This window comes from Marinobacter sp. M1C, assembly GCF_023314135.1.
Lineage (GTDB): Bacteria > Pseudomonadota > Gammaproteobacteria > Pseudomonadales > Oleiphilaceae > Marinobacter.
In genome coordinates this window covers 914805-940831 of sequence record NZ_CP092289.1, presented here as the reverse complement: position 1 = coordinate 940831, position 26027 = coordinate 914805, and the positions used below count along the sequence as shown (strand labels likewise).

Annotated in this window: 22 protein-coding genes; 4 read left to right on the top strand and 18 right to left on the bottom strand. The window is 57.1% G+C overall.

Annotated features, from left to right (window positions below; genetic code table 11):
- The first annotated feature begins 18 nt into the window (after positions 1-18).
- The 3 genes from MIH19_RS04465 (at position 19) to dxs (ending at position 3358) form a co-directional block, all read left to right on the top strand.
- Positions 19-318 (top strand): exodeoxyribonuclease VII small subunit, encoded by a 300-nt coding sequence (locus tag MIH19_RS04465; RefSeq protein WP_249007730.1) that lies wholly within the window; start codon positions 19-21, stop codon positions 316-318.
- Complete coding sequence (locus MIH19_RS04460; RefSeq protein WP_249007729.1) at positions 315-1214, top strand: farnesyl diphosphate synthase; 900 nt, start codon at positions 315-317, stop codon at positions 1212-1214. Before MIH19_RS04465 ends, MIH19_RS04460 begins: the two co-directional genes overlap by 4 nt.
- Before the next feature lie 173 nt (positions 1215-1387).
- Entirely contained in the window at positions 1388-3358 is a 1971-nt protein-coding gene (gene dxs / locus MIH19_RS04455) for a 1-deoxy-D-xylulose-5-phosphate synthase (RefSeq protein WP_249007728.1), read from the top strand.
- Positions 3359-3431: 73 nt separating this feature from the next.
- Here the strand turns inward: dxs and ribA are convergent, their stop codons facing one another.
- The 6 genes from ribA to MIH19_RS04425 all read right to left on the bottom strand — a co-directional run bounded on the left by ribA (position 3432) and on the right by MIH19_RS04425 (position 10868).
- Positions 3432-4046 (bottom strand): GTP cyclohydrolase II, encoded by a 615-nt coding sequence (ribA, locus tag MIH19_RS04450; RefSeq protein WP_249007727.1) that lies wholly within the window; start codon positions 4044-4046, stop codon positions 3432-3434.
- 98 nt (positions 4047-4144) lie between these two features.
- Positions 4145-4642, bottom strand: a complete 498-nt coding sequence (moaC, locus tag MIH19_RS04445) for a cyclic pyranopterin monophosphate synthase MoaC (protein WP_283164092.1) — start codon at positions 4640-4642, stop codon at positions 4145-4147.
- 108 nt (positions 4643-4750) lie between these two features.
- Entirely contained in the window at positions 4751-5728 is a 978-nt protein-coding gene (locus tag MIH19_RS04440; protein WP_249007725.1) for a Nudix family hydrolase, read from the bottom strand.
- Positions 5728-6945, bottom strand: coding sequence for a bifunctional glutamate N-acetyltransferase/amino-acid acetyltransferase ArgJ (gene argJ / locus MIH19_RS04435; protein WP_249007724.1), 1218 nt, complete (start codon positions 6943-6945; stop codon positions 5728-5730). The genes MIH19_RS04440 and argJ overlap by 1 nt, the downstream gene beginning before the upstream one ends.
- A 117-nt stretch (positions 6946-7062) precedes the next feature.
- Positions 7063-9798 (bottom strand): preprotein translocase subunit SecA, encoded by a 2736-nt coding sequence (gene secA, locus MIH19_RS04430; protein WP_249007723.1) that lies wholly within the window; start codon positions 9796-9798, stop codon positions 7063-7065.
- A gap of 137 nt (positions 9799-9935) precedes the next feature.
- Positions 9936-10868 (bottom strand): M23 family metallopeptidase, encoded by a 933-nt coding sequence (locus MIH19_RS04425; protein WP_249008941.1) that lies wholly within the window; start codon positions 10866-10868, stop codon positions 9936-9938.
- A 150-nt stretch (positions 10869-11018) separates the two neighbouring features.
- Here MIH19_RS04425 and MIH19_RS04420 point away from each other — a divergent pair, with 150 nt between their 5' ends.
- Positions 11019-11465: a DciA family protein gene (locus MIH19_RS04420; RefSeq protein WP_249007722.1), complete on the top strand. Its 447-nt coding sequence runs from the start codon at positions 11019-11021 to the stop codon at positions 11463-11465.
- Between the two features lie 10 nt (positions 11466-11475).
- On the opposite strand, the gene lpxC is transcribed toward MIH19_RS04420, so the two are convergent.
- The 12 genes from lpxC to MIH19_RS04360 all read right to left on the bottom strand — a co-directional run bounded on the left by lpxC (position 11476) and on the right by MIH19_RS04360 (position 26026).
- Complete coding sequence (lpxC, locus tag MIH19_RS04415; RefSeq protein WP_249007721.1) at positions 11476-12390, bottom strand: UDP-3-O-acyl-N-acetylglucosamine deacetylase; 915 nt, start codon at positions 12388-12390, stop codon at positions 11476-11478.
- Positions 12391-12595: 205 nt separating this feature from the next.
- Entirely contained in the window at positions 12596-13753 is a 1158-nt protein-coding gene (gene ftsZ / locus MIH19_RS04410) for a cell division protein FtsZ (RefSeq protein ID WP_249007720.1), read from the bottom strand.
- A gap of 97 nt (positions 13754-13850) precedes the next feature.
- Entirely contained in the window at positions 13851-15086 is a 1236-nt protein-coding gene (gene ftsA, locus MIH19_RS04405) for a cell division protein FtsA (RefSeq protein WP_249007719.1), read from the bottom strand.
- 36 nt (positions 15087-15122) lie between these two features.
- Positions 15123-15962, bottom strand: coding sequence for a cell division protein FtsQ/DivIB (locus tag MIH19_RS04400; RefSeq protein ID WP_249007718.1), 840 nt, complete (start codon positions 15960-15962; stop codon positions 15123-15125).
- Entirely contained in the window at positions 15955-16905 is a 951-nt protein-coding gene (locus tag MIH19_RS04395) for a D-alanine--D-alanine ligase (protein ID WP_249008940.1), read from the bottom strand. The genes MIH19_RS04400 and MIH19_RS04395 overlap by 8 nt, the downstream gene beginning before the upstream one ends.
- A 74-nt stretch (positions 16906-16979) precedes the next feature.
- Positions 16980-18464 carry a UDP-N-acetylmuramate--L-alanine ligase gene (murC, locus tag MIH19_RS04390; RefSeq protein ID WP_249007717.1) on the bottom strand — a complete coding sequence of 495 codons (1485 nt, stop codon included), beginning with the start codon at positions 18462-18464 and terminating at the stop codon, positions 16980-16982.
- On the bottom strand, positions 18457-19542 hold the full coding sequence (gene murG, locus MIH19_RS04385) for an undecaprenyldiphospho-muramoylpentapeptide beta-N-acetylglucosaminyltransferase (protein WP_249007716.1): 1086 nt from the start codon (positions 19540-19542) through the stop codon (positions 18457-18459). The genes murC and murG overlap by 8 nt, the downstream gene beginning before the upstream one ends.
- Entirely contained in the window at positions 19535-20737 is a 1203-nt protein-coding gene (gene ftsW, locus MIH19_RS04380) for a putative lipid II flippase FtsW (RefSeq protein WP_249007715.1), read from the bottom strand. Before ftsW ends, murG begins: the two co-directional genes overlap by 8 nt.
- Positions 20734-22080, bottom strand: coding sequence for a UDP-N-acetylmuramoyl-L-alanine--D-glutamate ligase (gene murD, locus MIH19_RS04375; protein ID WP_249007714.1), 1347 nt, complete (start codon positions 22078-22080; stop codon positions 20734-20736). Before murD ends, ftsW begins: the two co-directional genes overlap by 4 nt.
- Positions 22081-22095: 15 nt before the next feature.
- Positions 22096-23181, bottom strand: coding sequence for a phospho-N-acetylmuramoyl-pentapeptide-transferase (mraY, locus tag MIH19_RS04370; RefSeq protein WP_249007713.1), 1086 nt, complete (start codon positions 23179-23181; stop codon positions 22096-22098).
- Complete coding sequence (gene murF / locus MIH19_RS04365; RefSeq protein WP_249007712.1) at positions 23166-24545, bottom strand: UDP-N-acetylmuramoyl-tripeptide--D-alanyl-D-alanine ligase; 1380 nt, start codon at positions 24543-24545, stop codon at positions 23166-23168. The genes mraY and murF overlap by 16 nt, the downstream gene beginning before the upstream one ends.
- Positions 24542-26026 carry a UDP-N-acetylmuramoyl-L-alanyl-D-glutamate--2,6-diaminopimelate ligase gene (locus tag MIH19_RS04360; protein WP_249007711.1) on the bottom strand — a complete coding sequence of 495 codons (1485 nt, stop codon included), beginning with the start codon at positions 26024-26026 and terminating at the stop codon, positions 24542-24544. The genes murF and MIH19_RS04360 overlap by 4 nt, the downstream gene beginning before the upstream one ends.
- Position 26027: the final 1 nt, after the last annotated feature.

The window sequence follows — 26027 nt, the reverse complement described above, 5'->3', positions numbered from 1 at the left end:
ATCACAGCGGAGGCTTTTATGGCTGGCAAAAAAGATACCGCGGCTGCCGCGACAAAAGCACCCTCGTTGGGTGGCTTTGAAAAGTCCCTGGAAGAGCTGGAACAGCTGGTGCGTGATCTGGAGCACGGCGAGTTAACACTGGAGCAATCGCTGGCTACCTTCGAACGTGGCGTCGGCCTTACCCGTGATTGCCAACAAGCTCTGAAAAGTGCCGAGCAGCGGGTAGAAATGCTGATACAAAACAGCGATGGCAGCCTGGAAACCCGACCGTTCCTTGATCAGAGTAATGAAAAAAGTGGACAGAGTAGCGATTCGTGAACACCGCCACGCGCTTGCCAGCCAGTGAGTTTTTGCAACACTGCCGCGCCGAGATTGACCAGCAGCTAGCCGATTACATGAATCAAGCCAGCGCATCCCAGCGCCTGCAGGACACCATGCGCTATGGACTGTTGGGCGGTGGCAAGCGCATTCGCCCGGCGCTTTGCCTGGCCGCTGCCGAAGCCGTTGGCGGTCAGCGCCAAATCGCTCTGGCACCGGCCTGTGCTCTGGAGATGATTCACGCGTACTCGCTGATGCACGACGACTTACCGGCCATGGACGACGATGATCTGCGCCGCGGCCGCGCCACCGCACACATCGCATTCGACGAATCTTCGGCCATACTTGCTGGCGACGCTCTGCAGGCAGAGGCGTTTCGGGTACTGGCCACGGCGCCGCGGTTAAGCGCTGAAGTCAAACTGGCTATGGTGAAAGCTTTGGCGAACGCCTGCGGGGCAAGCGGTATGGTGGGCGGGCAGGCTATTGATCTGGAGTCTGTGGCAAGAACCCTGACTCTGGAACAGCTAGAGAATATGCACCGCCATAAGACCGGCGCTCTGATTGAAGCCAGCGTACACCTTGGCGCCCTGGCCGGTGGCGTAACAGACGCCGCGTTGCTAGACGCCCTGGCTCGTTACGCCCGCGCGCTGGGACTGGCGTTTCAGGTGCAGGACGATTTGCTGGACATAGAAGGCGATACCCAGGTGATTGGCAAAACCCAAGGCGCTGATATCGCCCGCGGCAAACCCACTTACCCCTCACTATTGGGGCCGAAAGGCGCGCGCGAACACTTGGCAAGGCTGCTAGCCGAGGCTCACGACAGCCTCGAAGGGCTTGGTATTCAGGCCGACGCCCTGCACGCCATGGCAGATTACGTAGTGGCTCGAAGCCACTAATAGCCACGAAGCAAACACCCGCGTAACATTCCGGGCATTGAGTCGCTCCCGCTACGAGGCGCACACTGCGGGATAAACACGTGGCAAACGACAAGGCGCGGCGCTGATACAACCCGACGATACAGCGTATACAACTACGACCCTTGCCGATTATGCAAAAAAGAACCAAGCAGATGCAGGACACAATGATTTTCAGGGAAATCCCATTACAGCGACCCAACACCCCTATGCTGGACCGTATTGGCTCGCCGGCAGACTTGCGCCAGTTACCCGCCGATCAGTTAACCCAGCTGGCACGAGAGCTGCGGTCGTTTCTATTGTGGTCGGTGGGCACGACAGGCGGCCACTTTGGCGCCGGCCTGGGCGTACTGGAACTAACGGTTGCCCTGCACTATGTGTTCAATACGCCGGAAGACCGCCTGGTTTGGGACGTGGGCCATCAGGCCTACCCTCATAAAATCCTGACAGGGCGCCGCGAACAGATGGGCAGCATTCGCCGCAAAAACGGCTTGGCAGGGTTTCCCAAACGCACTGAAAGCCCTTACGACACCTTTGGTGTGGGCCATTCCAGCACCTCTATCAGCGCCGCCCTGGGCATGGCCATTGCCGCCAATCATCAAGGGCTGGCGCGCAAGAGCATCGCGGTGATTGGTGATGGCGCCATGACCGCCGGCATGGCATTTGAGGCACTGAATCACGCCGGCCATTTGAAGGCCGATATATTGGTGATTCTGAACGACAACGACATGTCGATTTCCCGCAACGTAGGTGGCCTGTCCAATTATTTTGCCAAGCTGTTGTCCAGCCGCACCTATCATCAAATGCGCGACAGCAGCAAAAAAGTGCTTGAGATAGCCCCGGGCTTGCGCGAACTGGCGAAAAAAACCGAAGAACACTTCAAAGGAATGATTGCGCCAGGCACCCTATTTGAAGAATTGGGGTTCAATTACATCGGCCCCATTGACGGCCACGACCTACCATTACTGGTAGAAACTCTGGAGAACATCCGCGAGCTCAGCGGCCCGCAGTTTTTGCACATTGTCACTACCAAAGGCAAAGGTTTTGCTCCCGCAGAAGCCGACCCGATTGGCTACCACGCCATCAACAAGATAGAACCCCTAGTAGCAGCCACGGCTGCCAGCGGCATACCGGCGCCGGTGAAGTCTGGCCCGGCCGCGCCCAAATACGCCAACGTGTTTGGCCAATGGCTGTGTGATGCCGCAGCCGCGGATGAGCGAGTGATGGGCATAACCCCCGCCATGTGCGAGGGCTCTGATCTTTTGGCCTTTGCCGAGCGTTTTCCCGCGCGTTATTTTGACGTTGCCATTGCCGAGCAGCACGCCGTTACTTTGGCTGCTGGCATGGCCTGTGATGGCGCTAAACCGGTGGTGGCCATCTACTCCACCTTCTTACAGCGTGGTTACGATCAGCTTATCCACGATGTAGCCATTCAGAATCTGGACGTATTGTTTGCCATTGACCGCGCCGGCCTGGTGGGCGAAGACGGCCCAACTCATGCCGGGGCCTTCGACATAAGTTATCTGCGTTGCATCCCCAATATGGTGTTGATGACACCGTCTGACGAAAACGAAACCCGGCAGTTACTGCACACCGGGCTGGTGCATGAAGGCCCGGCGGCGGTGCGCTATCCCCGCGGTAGCGGCAGTGGAGTCGAGATTGACCCGTTGTTGCACACACTGCCCTTGGGTAAAGGCAGAATTGTTCGCGAACGCGAGCGCAAGAGCGCAAGCGGCCGTATCGCCATTCTGAATTTTGGCACCCTTTTGCCGCGAGCCCTGAAAGCCGCACAGGCGCTGGACGCCACAGTGGCCGATATGCGCTTTGTAAAACCGTTGGATGAAGCTTTGATACGCCAGTTGGCAGAGCAGCACGATTTGCTGGTGACTCTGGAAGAAAATGCCATCGCCGGGGGCGCCGGCAGTGCGGTTTGCGAATGGTTGAATCAGGAAGAAATTACCATGCCGGTGCTGCAGCTGGGGCTGCCCGACAAATTCGTTGACCACGGCAGCCGCAATCAGCTATTGGAGGAATGCGGTCTGGATGCCGCAACTATCGAGCGCAGTATAACTGACCGCGTGCAACGTTTGGCCAGCCAATCGGGCAAAGCCGCGCAGTCTTACTGATAATTGCCTGGCTCTGACAAAAGTTGGAGACTCAGCAGGCGGGGTATGAAAGCCGCCTGCTGCGCTCAAAGGCTCATAGCTGTGGGTCATCATCCTGATGAATCGCCAGAAAATGGCCGAGTTTGCTCTGTTTAGTGTCCAGATAGTGCTCGTTATGGGGGTTTCTTCCTACATGCAGCTCGACTCTTTCCACAACATCAATGCCGTATGACAACAACGCCTTTACTTTGCGCGGGTTGTTCGTCATCAACCGCAAGCGCTTTATACCCAAGTGCTCCAACATATCTTTGCACATGCTGTAGTCACGAAGATCCGCTGCAAAACCCAGACGTTCGTTGGCTTCGACTGTGTCGGCACCCTGGTCCTGAAGGTTGTAGGCACGAATCTTGTTGAGCAGACCGATACCGCGGCCTTCCTGGCGCAGATACATCAAAATACCGCGACCTTCACGAGCGATGCTGCGCAAGGCTTCTTCCAATTGATAACCACAGTCACAGCGCATGCTGTAAAGAGCGTCACCGGTCAGGCACTCGGAGTGGGCGCGGGCTAACATAGGCTCGTCGCCAGCCAGATCACCCAGCGTCAGCGCAACGTGCTCTTTGCCGGTGTCCGGCTCTTCAAAACCGTGCATGTCAAAAACCCCAAACGGGGTCGGCAGCCGGCAAGTCTCAATGTAACGAACAGCCACTATAATTCCTCGTGGTTCGATCTTATGATCTTAGATGGAGCAGCCTGCCTGCGGCAGGTACGTTGTTTCTAATAGATCAGGTGCTGGGTTTCTACGGATCAGGTGCTGGCCTGCCAGTGGCCACTGCGGCCGCCTTTCTTTTCCACCAAGCGCAAATTGCTTACAGCCATGGCCTTGTCGACGGCTTTACACATGTCGTAAACGGTCAACGCGGCGATACTGGCCGCCGTTAGCGCTTCCATTTCTACGCCGGTCTGACCAGACAATTTGCACAAGGTGCGAATGTGAACCGACATACCGTCTGCACCGGGTTCTAGCTCTACCTTCACCGAGGTCAGGTTTAAGGCGTGGCACAGGGGGATCAGATCGTGAGTGCGCTTGGCCGCCATAATGCCGGCAATACGTGCCACCGCCAAAACGTCACCCTTCGGGTGTTGGCCATCCACGATCATAGCCAGAGTTTGGGCCGACATACTGATCGTGGCCTCGGCGCGGGCTTCGCGCTCGGTTACCGCTTTGGCGGTAACGTCGACCATGCGTGCTTCGCCTTTGTCATTCAGGTGCGTCAGTTTGCTCACAGCCTCTCCCGTTGGCATAATCGCCGAATAAACACCCTCGACGGTATTGGTTCAATACACATCCACGCTGTAAAACATGTTACATCATAACAAATGTGGCGCTGCGCTGCGCTGTTAAACGCCGACTTATGACCACCAGAAGCCAATGCCAGCGATGCCTTGTGCACCGCACTGGCGAGCCTGCGGCAGATCGGTTGGCGATAATCCACCAATGCCATACACCGGTAGTCGTGCCGCTGATACCAGTTGGCTGAACGCACACCAGCCCAGAGGCGCCTCATTGGGGTGACTAGGCGTATCCAACACATGCCCCAGGGTTGCATAGTCGGCACCGATGGCCGCAGCGTGCGCCAGTTGCTCTGCGTTATGGCAGGAAACTCCCAGCCTGAAGCATTCAGCCACCGGACGCTGCTGACACTGCCTGGCGTGGCGCCAGGGCAAATGCACGCCAGCAGCTTGGGGATGGCGGTCCATCAACTCGGGCACGCCGTGTAACATAAGCTTGCTGCCATTACTCTGACATAGCACCAAAGCACTCTGCGCCAAGCGATTGTAAGCTACCGCCTGTTCAGTCAAAGCCGGGGCCCGCAACACGATCAGCGGCGGCCGGCGAACCTGTAGCGCTGTTTTTAAGCGTTTCAGGCCACTTTCACCCTCTGCCACGTCGCTGCCCGTTAGCGCCAACTGCGAAGGCAGTTGAAGAGCACGGATAATCGAGCGATTCGCTGCGGGGAAATCCGCGTCGCGTAACTCCTGCGGCAGTAGCCACCGAATCGGCTGACCTTCGCGGCCATGAGCCTCGCCCGCTGCGGCGTCGGTCGACCAAACGTCCAGAAAAACACGCTTGTCGCCATAGTTGTGTCGGATACCAATTACGGGCTGTAAAGCGGATTCGATCAACTTTAATCCGGTTTCTTCGGCAATCTCACGCACCAACGCCTGCTGCACGGTTTCACCCGGCTCCACTTTACCGCCCGGAAACTCCAGTAGTCCGCCCTGATGGGCGTGTTCGGGCCTGCGGGCAATCAGTACCCGCCCATCGCGAATGATCACGCCAACGGCCACGTGCACTTCTGGTAAGACGCTTGGCACTTTCTCCGGCATCAGCTGCGGTAGTCGGCGTTGATGGTGACGTAGTCATGGGAGAAGTCGCAGGTCCAAACCGTCTCGTGCACTGCGCCTCGTTTGAGGTCGATGCGAATGGTGATTTCTTCCTGGTTCATTACCGCCTGGCCGCGTTCCTCCGAGTAATCGTCTGCCCGACCGCCATTGCGGACCAGGCACACGTCTCCCAGGTAAATTTCCAAGGCGTTCAAATCCAGGCCTTCGACGCCGGCCCGGCCAACGGCGGCCAGAATGCGACCCCAGTTCGGGTCTGACGCAAACAGTGCAGTTTTAACCAGCGGCGAATGGGCGACCGTATAGGCTACGTCCAGAGCTTCATTGACTGTCGTTGCGTGGTTAACCTCAATGGTTACAAACTTGGTTGCCCCCTCACCGTCGCGCACAATGGCGTGGGCCAGGTCCATATACACCTGACGCAAAGCGTCTTTTAGCGGCGCCAATAGCGGGCTGTCAGCGGTTATTTGCGGACCGCCGTAACATCCGCTGGCGATCAGTATGCAGGCATCGTTGGTGGAGGTGTCGCCGTCGATGGTAATGCGATTGAAGGATTGCTCACCCAGCTCCGAGGCCAGGGCTTGCAAAACATCTGGCGCGATGCGAGCGTCGGTGGCAATGAACCCCAGCATGGTCGCCATGTTAGGGCGAATCATGCCCGCACCTTTGCTGATGCCGGAAATACTCACCGTATGGCCGCCCAAATCCACTTGCACCGATGCCCCTTTGGGGCGGGTGTCGGTGGTCATAATGCCGTTTGCCGCTTCGACCCAGTGATCTACGCGAGTATCCGCCAGTGCATCGGGCAGCGCTGCGACAATTTTGGCCACCGGCAGAGGCTCACCGATCACGCCCGTGGAGAATGGCAACACCTGATGCTCAACAACGCCGGCGGCGGCTGCAAGAGCCTCGCAGCAGGCAGCTGCGTCGGCCAGGCCGCGTTCGCCAGTGCCCGCGTTGGCGTTACCGGTGTTAATCAGCAGATAGCGCGGCGCGCCTGCAGCAAGATGCTTGCGGCTAAGCGTAACCGGTGCCGCACAGAACTGGTTGCGGGTGAAAATCCCGGCTACCTGAGTGCCCTCAGCCAACGAAAATAATACGATGTCTTTACGGCCAGGCTTTTTAATACCGGCACTGGCAATGCCCAGCTCTACGCCGGTAATGGGAAAAAATTCGGGTAAGGTTCCGGGGCCTACCGCCATGGTAATTCTCCTGACAAATAATGAATGAAGACTGCCCGTGGGCATTCAAAACGTAAAAACCCGCAGCCTGAATGAACCAGATTGCGGGTTGAAAATTGCTTTCAATAGCAGTGCTGTTTAACTAATTTTGCCACAGCACTGCTTGAACTTCTTACCAGACCCGCAAGGACAAGGCTCATTACGGCCCACTTTTCGCTCGTTACGCACAAAAGTCTCCGGCATGGCCTGGCGTGAACTGTCGTCGCCACCGGCGCCCGCCTGAGCTGTTGCGCTGGTTTCGTCGTGGCGCAGGCGCGCACGTGCCAACTCACTGGCCAACGCATCTTTACGCTGGCGCTCAATTTCTTCCAGCTCTTCCTGGCTTTGCACTTTAACGTGGCACAGTACCCGAATAACATCGCCCTTCATGGCTTCCAGCATGCTTTCAAACAAATTGAAGGCTTCGCGCTTGAACTCCTGCTTCGGGTTTTTCTGGGCGTAACCACGCAGGTGAATACCGCGGCGCAGATGATCCATATTCGACAGATGCTCTTTCCACAGGGTATCCAGTACCTGCAAAAACACTTGTTTTTCAAACTTACGCATGGGTTCTGCGCCGACGACCGCCTCTTTGGCGTCGTAGGCAATCACAATCAGCTCCAGAATTTTCTGGCGCAGATTGTCCTCGTAAAGTTTGCTGTCTTCATCCAGCCACTGCTGAACCGGCAGGTCAATGCCCATTTCCGACTGCAGCTGAGCTTCCAAGCCCGCAACATCCCACTGCTCCGGCATGCTTTGCGGTGGAATGTGAGCACTCACCAGGGTGTCTACCACGTCAGCGCGAATGGTTTTCACTATTTCCGACACGTCGTCTGAACCCATTACCTCGTTGCGCTGGTCGTAAATAACCGAGCGCTGGTCGTTGGCAACGTCGTCGTATTCCAGCAGCGTTTTGCGCATGTCGAAGTTTCGGCCTTCGACCTTGCGTTGGGATTTCTCAATGGCATTGGTAACCATGCGGTGCTCAATCGCCTCGCCGTTTTTCATCCCCATGGCCTGCATCAGACTCTTGACCTTATCCGGCGCAAATATCCGCATAAGGTTGTCTTCCAGAGACAAGAAGAAGCGAGATGAACCCGGGTCGCCCTGGCGGCCGGCTCGGCCCCGCAGCTGGTTATCAATGCGGCGACTTTCATGACGCTCGGTGCCAATGATGTGCAAACCGCCGGCTTCCAACACGCTGTTGTGGCGCTCAGTCCACGCATCTCTCAGTACCGCGCTCTGTTCCTCGGTCGGGCTATCGTGTCCTGCCAGCTCATATTCCCAGTTACCACCGAGCACGATATCGGTACCCCGGCCAGCCATGTTGGTGGCAATAGTAACGGCGCCGGGGCGGCCCGCCTGGGCAATAATCTGGGCTTCAGATTCGTGCTGCTTGGCGTTCAGGATTTTGTGCTCGATCTGGGTTTTCTTCAGCAGGCCGGCCAGGCGCTCAGACGCCTCGATGGACGCAGTGCCCACCAGAATAGGCCGACCTTCGGCGGTAACGTCTTTGATTTCGTCGATAATGGCGTGGAATTTTTCTTCTTCCGTCAGGTACACCAAATCGTTGTAATCGGTCCGGTGGATCGGTTTGTTAGGCGGAATGACCACCACATCCAGGCCGTAAATCTGGCGAAATTCGAACGCTTCGGTGTCTGCGGTACCGGTCATGCCCGACAACTTTTCATACAGCCGGAAGTAGTTCTGGAAAGTGGTGGACGCCAGGGTCTGGCTTTCTGCGTGAATCTTCACACCTTCTTTGGCTTCAATCGCCTGATGCAGACCTTCGCTCCAGCGCCGGCCCGGCATTGTACGACCGGTGTGCTCGTCAACAATGACCACTTGGTCGCCTTGAACGATGTAATCCACGTTTTTCTGGAACAGGTTATGGGCCCGCAAACCTGAATGCACGTGGTGCAGAAGGCTGAGGTTGGCGGCGGAATACAAGTTTTCACCGGCTTTAAGCAGTTCCCGCTCCAGCAGCAACTGCTCCACTTTTTCGTGACCGCGTTCGGTTAGCTCTACCTGACGGGTTTTTTCGTCAATAGTAAAATCGCCGGTAGGATCGCCCTCCTCTGGCACTTCACCTTTTTCCAGAATCGGGATCAGAATGTTAATCGCCTGATACATCTCCGAGCTGTCTTCGGCGGCGCCAGAAATAATCAGCGGCGTACGGGCTTCGTCAATCAGAATGGAGTCAACTTCGTCAACGATGGCGAAATGCAGACCGCGCTGAACTTTGTCGGCGGTACTGAACGCCATGTTGTCGCGCAGGTAGTCAAAACCGAATTCGTTGTTGGTGCCGTAGGTGATATCAGCCTGATAAGCGGCACGCTTTTCTTCGCCCGGCTGGCCGGCGTGCACAACGCCCACTTGCAGGCCCATAAAGCTATACAGCTTACCCATCCAGTCCGCATCGCGGCGAGCCAGATAATCGTTCACGGTGATCACGTGAACGCCCCTGCCAGACAAAGCGTTCAGATAGGCCGACGCGGTGGACATCAGGGTTTTACCCTCACCGGTTTTCATTTCGGCTATGCGGCCTTCATGCAGGGTAACAGCACCTACAAACTGCACGTCGTAATGGCGCATGCCCATGACTCTGCCACTGGCTTCGCGCACGCAGGCAAACACCTCGGGCATCAGCTCGTCTAGACTTTCGCCTTTTTGCAGGCGCTCACGGAATTCTGAGGTCTTTCCCTGCAACTCGCTGTCGGTCAGGCTGCCAAATTGCTCTTCAAGTTCATTAATACGCACGGCAATCTTGCGCATTCGCTTGATTTCCCTGGCGTTCTTACTACCGAATACTTTCGTTGCAAGCTTTGTGAACATAGACCAATGCTTCTTTGATTAAACGGAGGAAGCCGGCATTCTACCTTTATTTGGCGGCGGGGCAAAAGCCACAGCCTGTGACAACAACGTCAGCCGACAATTCGGCGCTGCCAATCACATGTGTGTTACAGGATTTTCTAATGGCTGGCCCGCGCCATGTACTTCACTGGATCCGTCGTGCGGCCATGTTTCAGTACTTCAAAATGCACGTGGGGACCGGTGGACCGGCCCGTACTGCCCATCAGCGCCACTACTTGGGCTTTCTGAACCAAGTCACCGACTTTTACACTCACGGTTTTAGCATGGGCGTAGCGGGTAACCAGATCATCGCCATGGGCGATTTCCACCAGATTGCCATAGCCACGACGTTTGCCGGCCCAAGTAACAACGCCCGCGGCCACCGCAACAATGTCACTGCCGTCTTTGCCTGCCAGATCGACGCCGCCATGCCAGGTGCGTTTGCCACTGAACGGATCCGTGCGGTAGCCATACTCAGATGACAGCCAACCCCAGGAGATAGGGCGGCCCTCAACAAAACGTTCATCATCCAATTTTTGCCGCGAGGCCAGCTTGTCCAGCAAACGCAACTGCTGCTCGCGGTTGTCTAAACGGTGTTCCAAGCGCTCAATCATCTCGCTTAGACCCGGCACGCTGTAAGACTCTGGCGGCAATAGCACTTCGGGGCCGCCCACGGGCGCCGGAGCGCTAAAATCAAACTCTTCGTTGTTTACCAGTCCACTTTCGACAAATCGTTGCCCCAAAGCGTCCAGCCGCAACAGGCGGCCCTGCATCGCACCCAAGCGTAGCGTCATGGCATCGACCTGATGCTGCACGTCTGTTTCAACCTGGGCCAGTGCGGCCTTCTGCTCTTGCAAGCGAGCCTGCCAGCGTACAACCAACTCGGCACTAGCGGGGGTTTCAGCTTCAATTTTCGCCACCGCCAGCGTGTAGCCAACCCAACTAGCAACGGCTGTCAGCACCAGAGCAAAAAGCAGCAAGGCAAGTAAAAAACGGCGATTCAGTATGATGGCCGGAGGCGGGAGCGGATCAGAAACTCTGTTTGTTGTCATCATAATGTGTGGCTGTTGCAGTGGATCGCAAACCGATGTTTAAAGCACCCACCAGCGGTTACACTGTCTATGAACAGTCGGGGTGCTCACCTGAAAAAGAAACAGAAGTGTACCCAATGGTTTACAGCTCAGTCGAGTACCCAGGCCGCAATGACGCCAAAAAATGAACAGAAAATGACCTTCGACCCATTCTCCGGGCCGGCCGGCTTACGCAAACTGGTGGCGCGGGCCGAGCAGCACCGGCTTGCTGAAGGGGCTCTGCTGGCTGAATTACCGCCGTCGTTGCAGTCAGGTACGCGTTTTGTGAGCTGTCATGAGGGCGAACTTGTTCTTGCAGCAAACAGCGGGCCCAAAGCCAGCCAGATTCGCTTTCGCCAGCATGACATCATGGCTGCCGCGCGTAATCTGGAGTTATTTCGCTTTGTCTGGAAGCTGAAAGTAAAGGTGGTACCGCCGCGCTTTCAGGACAAGGCGATGGCCAAAAAACTGCCACTGAGTAAAGAAAACGCCCAACTCCTCAAAGAAGAAGCCGGGCACACAAAAGACAAAGCGTTGCGCGAGATTCTGGAAAAGCTCGCCAGTCACGTTCGCGACTGACGATGGATCTTCAGGCGCTGGCTAATACAGGTTTGACGTAAGAAATCGGAGCATTGGCTTCGTCATCAAAGGTGACTACTTCCCACGCGTCCTGCTCTGAAATAAGAAGACGCAGCAAGCGATTGTTCAAGTCGTGGCCGGATTTCACGCCACGGAACTCACCAATCAGGCTCTTGCCCAACAGATACAGGTCGCCGATAGCGTCCAGAACCTTGTGTTTGACGAACTCGTCGTCATAGCGCAAACCGTCTTCGTTAAGAATTTTGTAATCGTCAACAACGATGGCGTTGTCAACGCTGCCACCAAGAGCCAGGTTCATGGAGCGAAGTTTTTCAATATCGCGCATGAAACCGAAGGTGCGGGCCCGACTGACTTCTTTCACAAACGAAGTGCTGGAGAAATCAACAGTGGCGCTCTGGGCACGGCCCTTGAAAGCAGGGTGATCAAAGTCGATGCCAAAGCTGACCTTGAAGCCTTCAAATGGCAAAAAGGTGGCGCTTTTATCGCCGTCTGTGATCGATACTTCACGCTTGATGCGGATAAACTTCTTGGCTGCGTCTTGCTCGGCAATGCCGGCAGACTGCAGCAGAAACACGAAAGGCCCTGCCGAGCCATCCATGATCGGCACTTCAGACGCGCTCAGTTCAACAAAGCAGTTATCGATGCCAAGGCCGGCCATGGCCGACAGTAAGTGCTCCACCGTTGACACCCGTACGCCGTCTTTCATCAACGTGGTTGACAGCATGGTCTCGCCGACATTTTCTGCACGAGCACGAATTTCGACCACAGGGTTCAAATCGGTACGGCAAAAAATAATGCCAGCGTCAATGGGTGCGGGCTTCAGGGTCAGATACACCTTTTCACCCGAATGCAACCCAATGCCGGTGGCACGAATGGTGTTTTTCAGAGTCCGTTGTTTGATCATCGGTACATAGTTCCGTCGAAAAGGCGATACGCTAAGCAAAAACCTGCTCGCATAGTATCAGAAAATACAACTGGCCACCATGAAAACGCCCTTTTCTGCTCAAAAAACAGCCAAAACGGACCATAGGTAACCAGTGCACACTTTCCCGACTGAAGGTTTCAAACACCTGCCCCAGCCGGCTCCGAGTCATATTTACACCAGTATATCAATCGGCCTGGCGGCGAAGGAATGCGGGAATATCGAGATAGTCCACATTCGTTTCCGCGCTGTCGCGACCTTGATCAAGCGCAGCATTACCGGAAGCCACTGCGCGACGGCGCAGAATGGCCGGCCGATCTAGTTGGTTGTAGTCGGTTTTACCATCCAGGGTACGGCTATTATCGACCACCTTGGTCGGTTTTTCGCGACTGCCACCCAGGCCGGTAGCCACTACCGTTACCTTCAGTTCGTCGGTCAGGTCTTGGTCAATCACGGTACCCACAACCACGGTGGCCGTATCTGAGGCAAATTCGCGAATGATGTCGCCTACCTCGGCAAACTCGCCCAGGTTCAGGTTAATACCGGCGGTAATGTTCACCAGAATACCCTTCGCACCGTGCAGGTTAACGTCTTCCAACAGCGGGCTGCGAATAGCGGCTTCGGCGGCTTCACGGGCACGGTTTTCACCGGTTGCGCGTGCAGTACCCATCATCGCCATGCCCATTTCAGACATCACTGTTTTCACGTCGGCGAAGTCGACGTTGATCATGCCATTGCGGGTAATCAGATCGGCAATACCCTGAACAGCACCTAACAGTACGTCGTTGGCAGCAGCAAAAGCATCCAGCAGGCTGGTGTTTTTGCCCATCACCGACAAAAGTTTCTCATTAGGAATGGTAATCAGCGAGTCAACGCATTCTTCCAGCTCGCGCAAACCGGCTTCCGCCATGCTCATGCGCTTGCCACCTTCAAACAGGAATGGCTTGGTCACTACGGCAACCGTCAGAATACCCAGCTCCCGTGCCACCTGGGCAACAACGGGTGCGGCACCGGTTCCGGTGCCGCCGCCCATACCTGCGGTGATAAACACCATATCGGCGCCACTGATGGCATCCGAAATACGGTCGCGATCTTCCAGCGCCGCCTGGCGTCCTATTTCCGGGTTAGCACCGGCACCCAGGCCTTTGGTGATAGCGCCACCGAGCTGGATGATTTGGCGTGCGTCCAGGTCTTTCAAAGCCTGGGCGTCCGTGTTGGCACAGATAAAATCAACACCTTCAATGTCGCTGTTAAGCATATGGCGCACCGCGTTACCGCCACCACCACCGACACCGATCACTTTTATAACTGCGTTTTGCTGCACACTATCGACAAGTTCAAACATATCCCCACTCCTTCGTGCTTTAGTCAGCCTGTTTTACGGCTGTTCTTTTTTGAAATTTGATGGTTCAAAACAGTTGCTGTTGTGCTCACCTGATGGCTCAAAAATGGCCGGTAAACCAGGCTTTCATTCGCTCAAACATTGTGGGAGCACTCCCTCCCTTAATTACCGGTGCCCGCCCCAGGTCAATCTGGCGGAAACCGTGTATCAACAAGCCAACGCCGGTGGCGTAAATCGGGTTGTTGACCACTTCCGTCATACCCGACACGGCCTGCGGACAGGCCAGCCTGATCGGCATGTGAAAAATCTCCTCTGCCAGCTCAACCACACCCTCCATGGTGGACGCGCCTCCTGTAATCACAATGCCGGCCGGAATCATGTCTTCAAATCCTGAGCGTCGCAGCTCCGACTGCACCAGCATGAACAGTTCTTCGTAGCGGGGTTCAACCACTTCGGCCAAAGCCTGACGTGACAAATCCCGCGGAGCACGGTCGCCAACGCTGGGCACTTTGATGGTTTCATCCGCACCCGCCAGCTGGGTCAGCGCGCAAGCGTATTTGATTTTGATTTCTTCGGCGTTCTGGGTTGGCGTACGCAATGCCATGGCGATGTCGTTGGTGACCTGATCACCGGCGATCGGAATCACAGCGGTGTGGCGAATAGCGCCACCGGTAAACACGGCGATGTCGGTGGTACCGCCGCCCATATCCACCACGCATACGCCCAACTCTTTTTCATCTTCAGTGAGAATGGCGTGACTGGAAGCCAGCTGCTCAAGAATGATGTCGTCGACTTCAAGGCCACAGCGACGAATGCATTTTTCAATATTCTGGGCAGCGTTCACCGCGCAGGTCACCAAGTGCACCTTGGCTTCCAGGCGCACGCCCGACATGCCCAACGGCTCTTTAATACCTTCCTGGTTATCAATCACGAATTCCTGCGGCAGTATGTGCAGAATTTTCTGATCGGCCGGAATGGCCACGGCCTGGGCTGCGTCAATGACCCGATCGATATCCGCCTGGGTCACCTCGCGATCACGAATGGCCACAATACCGTGAGAGTTCAGGCTCTTGATGTGGCTACCGGCAATGCCTGCGTACACAGAATGAATGCGACAACCGGCCATCAGTTCGGCTTCTTCCACCGCGCGCTGAATAGCCTGAACCGTAACTTCAATATTGACGACGACACCGCGCTTCAGCCCTTTTGAGGGGTTAGAGCCGACGCCCACCACCTCAATAGATCCGTCCATTTTGCGCTTGCCGACAATGGCCACCACTTTTGAGGTGCCAATATCCAGGCCGACAATCATGTTTTCCGTTTCAACCGATGACATGTGTTCCACCAAACCCTAGGTCTGAATAAACCGTTGTTATGTTTTCGGAGTTGAGGCAGCCGTAACCGCCTTCCACTGCACCGCAACACCATTGGTGTAGCGCGCATCCACCCGACTGACTTCATCTGCCCGGGATGCCAGCCGGGCCTGATACACGGTCATAAACCGCTCAAAACGCTGCTCGACCTGATCACGGCCCAGCACAACATCTATGCCGTTACTCAGGCGCAAGGTCCACGCCCCGCGCTGCTCCAGATTCAGGCCACTGAAGCCAAGGCCATGGGCAACCAGCTGATCACTTAACGCGCGTGCCATAGCGATCACATCCCGCACCCGCTCGTCAGGGCCGGACAGCAGCGGCAGCGCGCCGGCCACTTGCGGGTTAGGTGGGCTGAACAGCTCGCCCGTGCGGCTAACCAAACGACCGTCACTCCAGTAGGCCAGCGGCTTTTTCTCGCGGATGTTGACCGTTAGACGGTCTGGCCATTCGCGTTTCACGGCCGCCGATTCAACCCACGGGCGCTGCTCCAGGCTGGCCTTGATCTCTTCCAGGTCGGTGGCGAAATAGCTGCCTCCAATCCAGGCCCCAAGGTGGCGTTCGAGGCCCACCTGGTTTTCGCCGACCAGCGTGCCATTCACGTCAATGGCCAGAATCTGCTGATCCATCGCCGCCAGTACTTTACTGGCGCCCCAGGGCACCAATGCTGCCGTCAGGATCACCACAATACCCAAACCAAACTGCAACCAAGGCACGACACCAAATACCGCTTTTAACACTGCGAACCGGTCATGCTGCGGGCCAAGGGTTGTTGCCCCCCGGCGTTGCGGCGGTTCGGACGGCAGTGTCCGAGTCCGGATCAGCAGGTTATCAAGCATGGCTTGGCGCTCCTTCTTGTTCTGCGCCGTTTTGCTCCAGAGTGTCGGCGAGAATGCGCACCACAAGTTCCTCAAAACTAATGCCCGCTGCCCGTGCAGACATTGGCACCAAGCTGTGGTCGGTCATTCCCGGCACGGTATTCACCTCCAGCAACCAGAACTTACCGTCAGCATCTTGCATAATGTCGACCCGGCCCCAGGTGCGGCAGCCCACAACCCGGAAGGCTTCCAGCGCTAACTGCTGAAGACGCAGTTCTTCGTCTGCTGATAGCCCACAGGGAATGCAGTAGCGGGTGTCGTCGGCCAGATACTTGGCGTCGTAATCGTAAAACACGTGATCGGTGCTCAGGCCGATGGCCGGTAGCGCGCGGTCTTGCAACACACTGACGGTAAATTCCGGGCCTTCAATCCACTCTTCCACCAACACCGAGGTATCTAGCGCCGCGGCCGCCTGCCATGCCTGCACTAACTCGCCGGCACTGGTGACTTTACAGATGCCAATACTGGATCCTTCACGCGACGGCTTCACGCTCAGCGGCATGCGCAACTCAGCTGCGATGCGGGTGGCGTCTTCCGCAGACGCCATGGTGCGGAACTTGGGCGTGGCCAAACTGCAACCGGCAAACACGTATTTGGTGCGCAGCTTGTCCATGGCCAGGGCCGACGCCATCACGTCACTGCCAGTAAACGGAATACCGGCTTGGGACAGAATCGCCTGCAGCGTCCCGTCTTCACCGCCGCGACCGTGCAGCGCAATAAATACCCGGTCAAACTCTGGCTGTTCCACGGTTTTCAACAGACAACCCTGCACGTCTACGCCAAAGGCATTTACACCCGCTGACAGCAGCGCCGAAAGCACTGCCTGTCCGCTTTTCAGCGACACATCGCGCTCCGCGGAATCACCACCCATAAACACGGCCACCCGGCCAAAGGCCTGCAGCATGGCGGGCTCGGCCAGAAACGGCTGTATTTGGTGCAGTATTGGATAGTGCTGCAATGGATAGTGCTGCTGGTCACTCACCGCTTATCTCCTGTTGGCACTGCGCCTGTTTGCACCGCGCCTGTTTCTACCACGCCCGTTGTTGCCAGGCGGGCTGCCACCGCCCCGATATCACCGGCGCCTTGAGTTATCAACAAGTCACCATCGCGCAACACGCTGGCCAACAGGCTTTCGATGTCTTTATTGTGCTCGACAAACACCGGTTCTACTTTGCCTCGCTGGCGCAGGCTGCGGCACAGGGCACGGCCGTCACATCCGGGGATTGCTGCTTCGCCGGCGGAGTAAACGTCCATCAGCAGCAAACCATCCACCGTAGACAGCACTTTGACAAAATCCTCGTAAAGGTCGCGGGTGCGGCTGAACCGGTGCGGCTGGTACAGCATAACCACGCGTCGGCCGGGCCAAGCATCACGAGCGGCGCGAATGACCGCGGCGACTTCGGTGGGGTGGTGGCCATAATCGTCAACCAGGGTTATGGAACCCTTGGCGATCGGATAGTCGCCGTACACCTGAAAGCGCCGGCCAACACCGGCGAAACCCGCCAAACCACGGCCGATTGAGGCGTCATCAACACCGTCATCGGTGGCCACGGCAATCACCGCCAGAGCGTTGAGCACGTTGTGGCGGCCCGGCATTTTCAGCTCTACCGGCAAATCGGCCCGCGGCCCCGGGCGCTTTACCAGAAAGCGCGTGCGCAGGCCGTCAGACACAATATTCTCGGCGCGGTAGTCGGCCTCCGGATTATCAATACCGTAAGTAATAATGGTGCGCGAGATACGCGGCAATATTTCACGCACGTAGGGATCGTCTATGCACATCACGGCCACGCCGTAAAACGGTAAGTTGTGAAGGAAATCAACAAAAGTCTGCTTCAGCTTTTCCACATCGCCACCGTAGGTGTCCATGTGGTCGGCTTCAATGTTGGTGACCACGGAAATCAGCGGTGTCAGGTGCAGAAACGACGCGTCGCTCTCGTCGGCTTCCGCGATCAAGTAGCGCGACCCGCCCAGCTTGGCATTAGTGCCGGCGCTGTTCAGCTTGCCACCAATCACAAAGGTCGGGTCCAGGCCCGCCTCAGCAAACACCGAAGCAATCAAGCTGGTGGTGGTGGTTTTGCCGTGGGTTCCGGCAACCGCAATGCCGTGGCGATAACGCATGATTTCCGCCAGCATTTCCGCTCGCGGCACTATAGGAATGCGATTGCTGCGCGCAGCAACCACTTCCGGGTTGTTGGCGGCCACCGCTGAAGACACCACGACCACATCGGCTTTTTCAGTATTTTCAGCACGATGGCCAATCTGTACATCAATACCCATGGCCGTCAGGCGCTGGGTGACGGCTCCGTGGCGCAAGTCAGAGCCGGACACGTTATAGCCCTGATTCTTTAGTACCTCGGCAATACCGCTCATGCCGGCGCCGCCAATACCGACAAAGTGAATATGGCGGATGCGGCGCATTTCCGGTACCTGATATACCAGTGGCAGTGTGTTGGCATCAGCCATTGGCGGCCTCCAGACAATAGTTCACGACTCTCTCCGTTGCATCGATGCGGGCTAGCTTGCGAGCTGCCTGCGACATTATTAATACCCGCTCGCGATCATTTGCCAGATCGCCCAGAGTGTCTGCCAGCAGCGCGGGGGTCAGGCGCGGCTGGGGTATAAGCAAGGCCGCACCGGCGCTAACCATCTGTTCGCCGTTGCGTGTTTGATGATCATCCACCGCGTGGGGGAAAGGCACCAGAATGGCGGCGCAACCGGCGGCACAAAGTTCCGACACGGTTAACGCACCCGCGCGGCATAACACCAGATCGGCCCAGGCAAAAGCCGCAGCCATATCGGTAATGAATGGCTCCACGCTGGCTTCAACGCCTGCTGCCTGATAGGCATCGCGAGCGGCCTCGGCGTGGTTTTCACCACACTGGTGGCGCACTTGTGGGCGGCACTCGCCCGCCATTTGTGCCAGCGCCTGGGGCACCTGCTGGTTGAACACCTGTGCGCCCAGACTGCCACCAACGACAAGTAACCGCAGTGGGCCTGTGCGCCCCACCAGACGTTCTTTTGGCGCTGCCAGCGCGGCAAAATCCGTGCGCACGGGATTGCCGGTGCAGCGGGTGACCGTTTTTGTATCAAAACTACCGGGGAATGCTTCCAATACGGTGTCGGCAAAGCGCACCAGCAGTCTATTGGTCATACCGGCAACGGCGTTCTGTTCGTGAATAACCAAGGGTGTGCCGGTCAATCTGGCCGCTAATCCACCGGGGCCGGTCACAAAACCCCCCATGCCAACCACGCAGTGCGGGCGAATACGCCGCATAATGGTGTACGCTTCGCCCAGGGCACGCATCAGTTTGAACGGTGCTTTTATCAGTGCCAGCTTGCCCTTGCCGCGTAAACCAGAAATATGGATCAACGACATTTCAATATCGGTATCGGCAACCAGCCGCTGTTCCATGCCGCCAACGGCACCCAGCCAAAACACCTGATGGCCACGGGCCTGCAAGGCGCGGGCGGTAGCCAGCGCCGGGAACACATGACCACCAGTGCCACCGGCCATCATCAAAAAACGCCTGGGTTCAGTCATAAGCAGCCCCTCCCCGGTGTTTTTTGCCGGCAGGCTCGGCGGCCGCCGTTGCTGCATCCAAGCGCTCCATCTCTATGCGTGCCAATATGCCCAGGCACACGCAGGTCATCATCAAACTGGAACCGCCGTAACTGACCAACGGCAACGTTAGCCCCTTGGTAGGCAGCAAACCGGTGGCTACTGCCATATTAATGGCCGCCTGCAGGCCAATCAGCAGGCTGATGCCATAGGCGAAACAGGCGGCAAATGGCTGCTTGGCCAGCTCTGCGCGGCGGGCAATCACAAAACCGCTGATCACCAGAATGGTAAACAGCGCCACCACTAACAAAGCCCCAATCAGGCCGAATTCTTCGGCAATAATGGCGAAAATAAAGTCGGTATGGGCCTCGGGCAGAAAGAACAGCTTTTGAATAGAATTGCCCAGACCGACGCCGGCCCATTCGCCACGGCCGAACGCAATCAGCGACTGGGTCAGCTGATAGCCGCTGTTAAACTGGTCTTGCCAAGGGTCCAGATAGCTCACCACGCGTTTCATTCGATAAGGCTCGGCAACTATTGCCAGGGCACCCAGTGCAGCCAGCGCCACTACCAGGGGTGCAAAGCGCATAAGGCTGACACCGCTAAGGAAAATCATGCCGGCGGCTGCGCCCACCAGCACCACGGTGGCGCCAAAGTCCGGCTGCACCATCAGCAAACCAGAGGCCACGCCCATTACCGCCAGCGGCTTGATAAAACCGGGCCAGGTATTCAACAACTCGTCGCGGCGACGCACCACGTAGCTGGCCAGATAGCCCACCAGGCAAAGCTTGGCGATTTCGGACACCTGAACGTTGAAAATGCCAAACGGAATCCAGCGAGTAGAGCCGTTTACCGTGCGCCCTAGCGGCGTTAGCACCAACACCAAAACCAACAACCCCACGCCCAGCAGCAGCCAGCCGCTAGTCTGCCACCAAGAAACCGGCACATTAACCGCGATCAGAGCCAGCACGCAGCCGAGCGCCACAAACACAAGCTGGCGAAATATAAAGTGGTAACTATTACCAAAGGTCGCACTAGCAATGTCCATAGACGCAGACGAAATCATCACCAGCCCCAACACCATCAACGCCGCGGCGCTAACAATCAGCAATGGCAAGGGCTGCAGCGCTGAATGACGATTGCCGTATACGGGCAATACCGATTGGGCCTGAATCATAGCGCCTCCACCAGCGTGCGGAAGCACTCACCGCGATCGATATAATCACGGAACATATCCAGACTGGCGCAGGCCGGCGACAACAACACCCTGTCACCCGGTTGCGCCAGCCGCGCGGCGCTCGCCACCGCGTCGGCCAAGCTGTCTTCAATGTGGGTTGCAGTGCCCTGCGCCAGAACGTTTTGCAGCTGCGCCGCATCCCGGCCAATCAGCACCACCGCACGGCAGTGTAGACGCGCAGGTTCTGCCAGTGGGCTGAAATCGGCGCCTTTTCCATCGCCGCCAGCAATTAGCACAATCTTGCCCGCCGCCGGTGCCAGACTGTCGAGCGCGGCAACTGTAGCGCCCACGTTGGTGCCTTTTGAGTCGTTGATGTACTCAACGCCGTTGACCACGCGAAGTGATTCGCAACGGTGGGGCAAACCGTGAAATGCGCGCGCGGTCGTCAGCATGCTATCCATCGGCAAACCGGCCGCTTTGCCCAGACCAAGCGCCGCCATCACGTTGCTGAGGTTATGGCGGCCGATCAGTCCAAGTTCGTCGGCGCGAATCAGGTTATCCAGCCCCCAGGTTACCCAGGGGTGGCCACTGACACTGTCGTCACGGGTGCTAAAGGTCTCCGGATTGACACGGTTCATGCCAAAGCAGATAAAGCGCAGCGTATTCCGCGCCATAGGTGTACTAAGGGCGTCATCCAGATTCACAATGGCGTACTGGCAGCCGCGGAATATCCGCTGTTTGGCTTGGTAATAGGCCATTTTGTCTGGGTAACGGTCCATATGGTCGTCGCTGACATTGAGCACCGTGGCCGCCAGCGCATTCAGTTCGTCCGTGGTCTCCAGTTGAAAACTGGACAGCTCCAACACGTATAAACGTGCACCGGTATTCAACAAATCCAGCGCCGGAGTGCCAATATTGCCACCCACTGCAACCTGGTAGCCGGCATCACGAGCCATGTCAGCGACCAGCGTGGTCACCGTGGTTTTGCCATTGGAGCCGGTGATAGCGATAATCGGCGCATCGGCGGCTTCTGCAAACAGGTCAATATCACCGCGAATACGCGCGCCACTGGCGGCTGCAGCAGCGATAGCGGGCTCGGCCACACTGACACCCGGGCTTACAATCAGTTCACTGAAAGCGCTGAAAAAGTCGCTGTCAAACGCACCCAGATGCACTTCGACGTCAGGCCAACCGGTTTGCAGCTCAGCAAGGCCCAGTGGCGCCTTACGGGTGTCAGCCACGGCCAGCTTGCGGCCTTGTGCTGCCAGATAGCGCACGCAGGAAAGCCCGGTTTTACCCAGCCCTACGATTAACGTGCGACGATCCGATACAATGACACCCATATTCGGCAACACTCCTTATCTCAGCTTCAAGCTGGCCAAACCAATCAACACCAGAACCACGGTAATAACCCAAAAACGCACGATAACCCGCGGTTCGGGCCAGCCCTTCAATTCGAAATGGTGATGCAGCGGCGCCATGCGGAAAATTCGCCGCCCGGTCAGGCGGAACGACGCCACCTGCAAAATCACTGATACGGTTTCCATCACAAACACGCCGCCCATGATGAACAGCACAATTTCCTGGCGCACAATCACCGCCACTATGCCAAGAGCTGCGCCCAGAGCAAGAGCACCGACATCGCCCATAAACACCTGAGCGGGATAGGTGTTGAACCACAAAAATCCCAGACCGGCGCCGACAATGGCGCCGCAAAACACAATCAGTTCGCCGCTGCCAGGTAAGCGAGGAATTAGCAGGTAATTGGCAAACTGGACGTGGCCCGACAGGTAGGCAAATATGCCAAGCGCAGCAGCTACCATCACCGTGGGCATAATCGCCAGGCCGTCTAGACCGTCGGTGAGGTTGACTGCGTTACTGGTGCCAACAATCACGAAATAGGTCAGCAGAATAAACAGCACTGGCCCCATGGTGAGCGACACCTGTTTGAAAAACGGCAGATACAGCGAGGTTTCCTGGGGCAAAGACGCTGTCATAAACAACGTGATAGCGGCACCGGCACCCACCACCGACTGCCAGAAATACTTCCACCGGGCCGGCAGGCCACGAGGGTTGCGCTCAACCACCTTGCGGTAATCATCTACCCAGCCGATAGCGCCAAATAACAGAGTGACCAGAAGGGTAATCCACACGTAGCGGTTGCTTAAGTCTGCCCACAACAAGGTACTGACGGCGATGGCCACCAGAATGAGCGCGCCACCCATCGTGGGCGTACCGGCTTTGCTCAGATGGGTTTGCGGGCCGTCGTCGCGCACCGCCTGGCCAATTTGGTATTGCGCCAGCTTGCGAATCATCACCGGGCCCACCAGCAATGAAATCAACAGCGCCGTGAGCGTGCCCAGAATGCCGCGCAAAGTAAGGTACTGAAACACCGTCAGCGATGTGAAGTACTGTGAGAGTATCTCTGTTAACCAGAGCAGCATGTGTTATTCACCTTATTTTTTATTCCCTCCGCCACAATCTCCATGGCGGAACTGCGAGAACCTTTCACCAGCACGGTGGCCGGTACCTGTGTGTTTTTTAAAACGGCATTAATCGCCTGGTCGTGACTGGTGCAGATTTCCACCGTGGCACCAAACCCCCGGGCGTAGCCCTCACAGCCCGGGCCTACCGCCAGCAACCGCTCAATGCCAAGATCACGGGCGTATTGCGCGACTTCCTGGTGCAGCTGGGCAGCCTGCTCGCCCAGTTCAGCCATGGCGCCCAGCACCGCAATGCGCGGTGACGGGCGTTTTGCCAGCACCGCCAGCGCGGCTTTGATCGACTCCGGATTGGCGTTGTAACTGTCATCAATGAGGGTCCAACCCTGCGCCAGTGGTCGTATGTGCAAGCGACCTTTCACCGCTAACACCTGCTCCAGCCCGGCTTTAATATGTTCATTGGTGGCGCCCAACTCCCGCGCTGCAGCTGCCGCCATAGCGGCGTTACTGAGATTGTGCTCACCTTCAAGACCAAGCCGTAGGTCGCAAAGCCAACCATCTGGCCCGCTGATCTGCAGCTGGCCGCCAGCCCCGGCTGTCGCCCTATAATCAGCTCCGGCATGGCCTACGCGACTTACGCTTGCCACACGGCGACGGCCGGCACGCGCCAGCCACTGATCAAACGCCGGATCGTCCCGATTAAGCACAACCAGGCCGTCATCGGCCACGCCGTCGATAATTTCGCCCTTGGCAAGCACGATGTTTTGGTAGCTGCCAAAACCTTCAAGATGGGCTTGGCCCGCGTTGGTCAGAATCACCACCTGCGGTTTCACCATGGCCACCGTATAAGCAATTTCATCAAGGCCACTGGCGCCCAGCTCGATCGCACCAAAGCGGTGCTGAGAAGCCAGGCCAAACAGGGTCAGCGGCACACCAATGTGATTGTTCAGATTGCCTTGGGTAATCAAAGCCGGGCCCATCTGCTGCAAAATGGCCCCGGTCATTTCGCGAACCGTGGTTTTGCCGCTGCTGCCGGTAATGGCAACCAGAACCGCGTTGCTGGTTTCACGGTGCGCCGTTGCCAGTTGGCCCAGCGCGATCAAGGTGTCGCTGACCAGCAACTGGGGCAGGCCCACAGTGGCATCAATACGATCCACAACGGCGGCGCTTGCGCCCTGCTCCTGTGCTTGCTGCAAAAACCGGTGGCCGTCAAAATTCTCACCGCGCAGCGCCACGAACAACTGCCCTGGCAGCAAGCTGCGGGTGTCGGTGTTGACCGCGTTAAACGTTAAATTGTCCGGCCCGTCAAAATGACAGTCAGGCTGCAACCACTGCACGGCTTCCGCTAGCGAAAAGGCGCGCATCATGCCACTTCCTCCCGCTGCTTTAGTGCATGGGTTACCTGCTCGCTGTCACTGAAGGGATGCTTGCAACCGGCGATATCCTGATAGTCTTCGTGGCCTTTGCCAGCCACCAGTACCAGATCGTTCGGGCCGGCCAGAGCAAGGGCGGTGGCGATGGCCTGGGCACGACTGTGAATCAGTTGAATCTTTTCTGGAGCTATAAATCCGGCCATGATATCGGCTGTGATAGCGGATGGATTTTCGGTACGCGGGTTATCGTCAGTGACAATCACCAGATCAGCGCCGTTTTCAGCCTGTTGCGCCATTTCGGGCCGTTTGCCACTGTCACGGTCGCCGCCACAGCCGAAAACGCAAATCAGCCGCCCGCTTACGTGAGGGCGCAACGCCGCCAACGCGTTGTGCAAAGCATCAGGGGTGTGGGCATAGTCCACCACCGCCCGGGCACCGTCGCCGGCGGTAAACACCTGCAAGCGTCCGGCGGGTGGCACTAGCCGGCGAACGCCTTGCTGCACTTGGGTTACATCAACCCCCAACGCCATCACTGTGGCAACCGCAGCCAGTACATTGCTGGCGTTAAAGCGGCCCATCAGTGGCGCCTCGATGGTGAATTCGCCCCACCGGCCATCCAGCACGGCGCGAAAGCCGTTGTCCAAAACGCAGAATTCTTTTAGCGATAACTCCACTTGCGGCTCATGCAGGCTGAAGCGGAGGCGGTCACACTTGCCTTCAAGCTGGTGGTATAGCGTACGACCAAATGGGTCGTCGACATTAATCACCACAAAGCGCAACTCTTCACGGGTGAAAAGCTTGGCCTTGGCTTCACCATAGGCGGCCATGGAACCGTGGTAATCAAGATGATCCCGGGTCAAATTGGTAAACACCGCGGCCGTTAGAGTAAGACGATCAATACGGCCCTGATCCAACGCATGGGAAGACACCTCCATCGCCGCAGCACGGCCGCCGCTGGCTAAAATACCTGCCAGTACCCGATTGGCTTGCACCACGTCGGGGGTTGTGTGCGTCGCCGGCTGCAAAGCCTCGGGCATGCCGTTACCTAACGTGCCCATTAAGCCACAGGGCGTACCCGCCGCTTGAAGTAGCTGTGCAATATACTGGGTTACCGAGGTTTTACCGTTGGTACCCGTTACGCCAATCAGCTGCAGGCGCTGTGACGGGTATTCAAAGAAACGGTCTGCAAGCTTACCCAGCCGGGCTTTTAATTCGGGCACCAGCACGATCAAGGCGCCACTACGCTCGCTGCACTCACCAGCCTGTTCAGATTCCAGCAAAACCACCGATGCGCCAGCGCGAATAGCGTCGTCTATATACTGTTCGGGCCCTGTATGGGCGCCCGCCAGCGCTACAAACGCATCACCGGTCCGCACTTTACGGCTGTCAGTTTGCAAGCCATGGATGGTCACATCGAATACCGACGGCACCACAACTACGCCTTGCAACAGTGTATTTAACGACGTTATCTGCATG

Bases quoted from the DNA above. Each gene is read 5' to 3' on its own strand.
- MIH19_RS04440 (WP_249007725.1), bottom strand. From the start codon at position 5,728: ATGCCGGAGAAAGTGCCAAGCGTCTTACCAGAAGTGCACGTGGCCGTT.
- murD (WP_249007714.1), bottom strand. From the start codon at position 22,080: ATGGGTGTCATTGTATCGGATCGTCGCACGTTAATCGTAGGGCTGGGT.
- MIH19_RS04465 (WP_249007730.1), top strand. From the start codon at position 19: ATGGCTGGCAAAAAAGATACCGCGGCTGCCGCGACAAAAGCACCCTCG.
- MIH19_RS04420 (WP_249007722.1), top strand. From the start codon at position 11,019: ATGACGCCAAAAAATGAACAGAAAATGACCTTCGACCCATTCTCCGGG.
- MIH19_RS04395 (WP_249008940.1), bottom strand. From the start codon at position 16,905: ATGCTGCAGGCCTTTGGCCGGGTGGCCGTGTTTATGGGTGGTGATTCC.
- MIH19_RS04360 (WP_249007711.1), bottom strand. From the start codon at position 26,026: ATGCAGATAACGTCGTTAAATACACTGTTGCAAGGCGTAGTTGTGGTG.
- dxs (WP_249007728.1), top strand. From the start codon at position 1,388: ATGCAGGACACAATGATTTTCAGGGAAATCCCATTACAGCGACCCAAC.
- ftsZ (WP_249007720.1), bottom strand. From the start codon at position 13,753: ATGTTTGAACTTGTCGATAGTGTGCAGCAAAACGCAGTTATAAAAGTG.
- ftsA (WP_249007719.1), bottom strand. From the start codon at position 15,086: ATGTCATCGGTTGAAACGGAAAACATGATTGTCGGCCTGGATATTGGC.
- MIH19_RS04400 (WP_249007718.1), bottom strand. From the start codon at position 15,962: ATGCTTGATAACCTGCTGATCCGGACTCGGACACTGCCGTCCGAACCG.
- murF (WP_249007712.1), bottom strand. From the start codon at position 24,545: ATGATGCGCGCCTTTTCGCTAGCGGAAGCCGTGCAGTGGTTGCAGCCT.
- murG (WP_249007716.1), bottom strand. From the start codon at position 19,542: ATGACTGAACCCAGGCGTTTTTTGATGATGGCCGGTGGCACTGGTGGT.
- lpxC (WP_249007721.1), bottom strand. From the start codon at position 12,390: ATGATCAAACAACGGACTCTGAAAAACACCATTCGTGCCACCGGCATT.
- mraY (WP_249007713.1), bottom strand. From the start codon at position 23,181: ATGCTGCTCTGGTTAACAGAGATACTCTCACAGTACTTCACATCGCTG.
- ftsW (WP_249007715.1), bottom strand. From the start codon at position 20,737: ATGATTCAGGCCCAATCGGTATTGCCCGTATACGGCAATCGTCATTCA.
- moaC (WP_283164092.1), bottom strand. From the start codon at position 4,642: ATGCCAACGGGAGAGGCTGTGAGCAAACTGACGCACCTGAATGACAAA.
- murC (WP_249007717.1), bottom strand. From the start codon at position 18,464: ATGGCTGATGCCAACACACTGCCACTGGTATATCAGGTACCGGAAATG.
- secA (WP_249007723.1), bottom strand. From the start codon at position 9,798: ATGTTCACAAAGCTTGCAACGAAAGTATTCGGTAGTAAGAACGCCAGG.
- MIH19_RS04425 (WP_249008941.1), bottom strand. From the start codon at position 10,868: ATGACAACAAACAGAGTTTCTGATCCGCTCCCGCCTCCGGCCATCATA.
- argJ (WP_249007724.1), bottom strand. From the start codon at position 6,945: ATGGCGGTAGGCCCCGGAACCTTACCCGAATTTTTTCCCATTACCGGC.